General features: G+C 55.4%; 2 protein-coding genes and 1 pseudogene. 1 reads left to right on the top strand and 2 read right to left on the bottom strand.

All coding sequences use genetic code 11. From position 1 onward, the window contains the following. Nucleotides 1-75: 75 nt before the first annotated feature. A pseudogene (locus QQJ84_RS09010) lies at nucleotides 76-360 on the top strand (enoyl-CoA hydratase/isomerase family protein); the annotation flags it as partial. A gap of 25 nt (nucleotides 361-385) precedes the next feature. Here the strand turns inward: QQJ84_RS09010 and QQJ84_RS09005 are convergent. Both QQJ84_RS09005 and QQJ84_RS09000 read right to left on the bottom strand, forming a co-directional pair. Then, entirely contained in the window at nucleotides 386-946 is a 561-nt protein-coding gene (locus tag QQJ84_RS09005) for a nuclear transport factor 2 family protein (RefSeq protein WP_284257820.1), read from the bottom strand. Between the two features lie 202 nt (nucleotides 947-1,148). Continuing rightward, on the bottom strand, nucleotides 1,149-1,439 hold a 291-nt coding region (locus QQJ84_RS09000), incomplete at its 5' end, for a hypothetical protein (RefSeq protein WP_284257819.1).

The raw sequence follows: 1,439 nt of genomic DNA, 5'->3' as shown, positions 1-1,439 counted from the left end.
TTGAAAGCCCAAACAGCGGAATTAACAGAATAATATCAATACCTTAGCGTTAGTGGACGGACACTAGCCTATACAAATCGACGGCTCACAGCGGAGGAAGCGCTTTCCTGGGGCCTGGTCACGAGCATCGCCGATGATCCGTCTTTGGTGTGTGAGGCCGAAGCTCTTGCCTTGCGTCTCGCGGCGGGGCCTAGCCGCGCCTATGGCGTATTCAAAGCCCTGTTCGCGCGCGACGCATTCCTGCAGGACCATCTCGATGCGGAATTGGAAAATATCGCCGAGACTGCCGCCAGCCGCGACGGCACTGAGGGCATCGCGGCCTTCATTGGCCGCCGCAAGCCGGTGTTTACCGGAGAATAGGATCCAGAAGACGAACTGATCCCGGTCACGCGCTAGGTTGCTCCCCCAAGGGGCGCCGGGGCACAACGGGTTGTTGATAACTGAGGTCGCTTCTGTCACGCGTGGCGGGGCGCAAAGGGCCATATCGCAGATTGCCGCTTTCAGCGCTCCTGTCGGTCGTCTCTGTCAGATCGAAGGTCTTTTCGATGACGCAGACACGGTTGGCAATTTTCCAGACGCCGTCACGGCGCTGGAAATGATCTATGTATCGCCCGATTGAGAGTAAATGGGGTGGCTGAACATTGGCGCCAATATATGTGTAGTAAGTTTCGGCATAGGCGTCGTCGCCATCGAGCTCGCATGTATGATTGTTGACGCCATGATGGTGCACCATATTAAACGCGCGGCTGTTCTCGAACGCCCAGTCAATGAAGGCATCTGAAGTGCCGACAAAGACGTGATGATCATCAACTGCGTTGTCATGATAGCATGAGCGGATCAGATCCCGGTCGAGCCGGTCCAGGCCACGCCCGTAGCGAAGAAGGACAGACCAGATGTCCTGGCGGTCGATCAGCTCACACAGTTTTCTCTCGAGGGTCGCATCCATTGGTCACTTCCTCCTTCTATATTGTTTTTCGCCGTTGCGGCGCTTTAGATTCATTGCACGAGGCGAGGGCGGGAGAACAGAAGCTCGGGCCTCGTTTCCCCTGTTCGGGGGCAATAGGATCGCATGCCATACCAAGTGTCGATACAACGGCTCGTTTCAGTTGCGCGCGCGTATGACAGATGGCTAACGCGCTTCAGGCGCATCAGCCTGAACTTAAAAGCAGTCTGGTCTGACGCCAATGGCCAAAGCGGTAATACGTGAACGTTAAAACCAGCGAGACGACTGAACCAGCTGTGAAGCCATAGAGAATACCGTTAGCACCGAACCCCGATAACAGCGCGGCAAGCGGAAGGCGAACGCCCCAGACTGATAGAATCAAAATAAGAAGTGGTGCCATAACCACCCCACTGGAACGCATGACGCTCGATATGGCTTTGCTACTGAATATTGGCCCAGCAGTGCTGGCGAATTTTGGCCCACCTCCATCATTCAA

Source organism: Acidocella aquatica, from assembly GCF_030160635.1.
In the GTDB taxonomy this organism is placed as follows: domain Bacteria; phylum Pseudomonadota; class Alphaproteobacteria; order Acetobacterales; family Acetobacteraceae; genus Acidocella; species Acidocella aquatica.
Note: the sequence above shows the minus strand (reverse complement) of the source record. Positions and strands in the feature narration are given on the sequence as shown.

Bases quoted from the DNA above. Each gene is read 5' to 3' on its own strand.
- QQJ84_RS09005 (WP_284257820.1), bottom strand. From the start codon at position 946: ATGGATGCGACCCTCGAGAGAAAACTGTGTGAGCTGATCGACCGCCAG.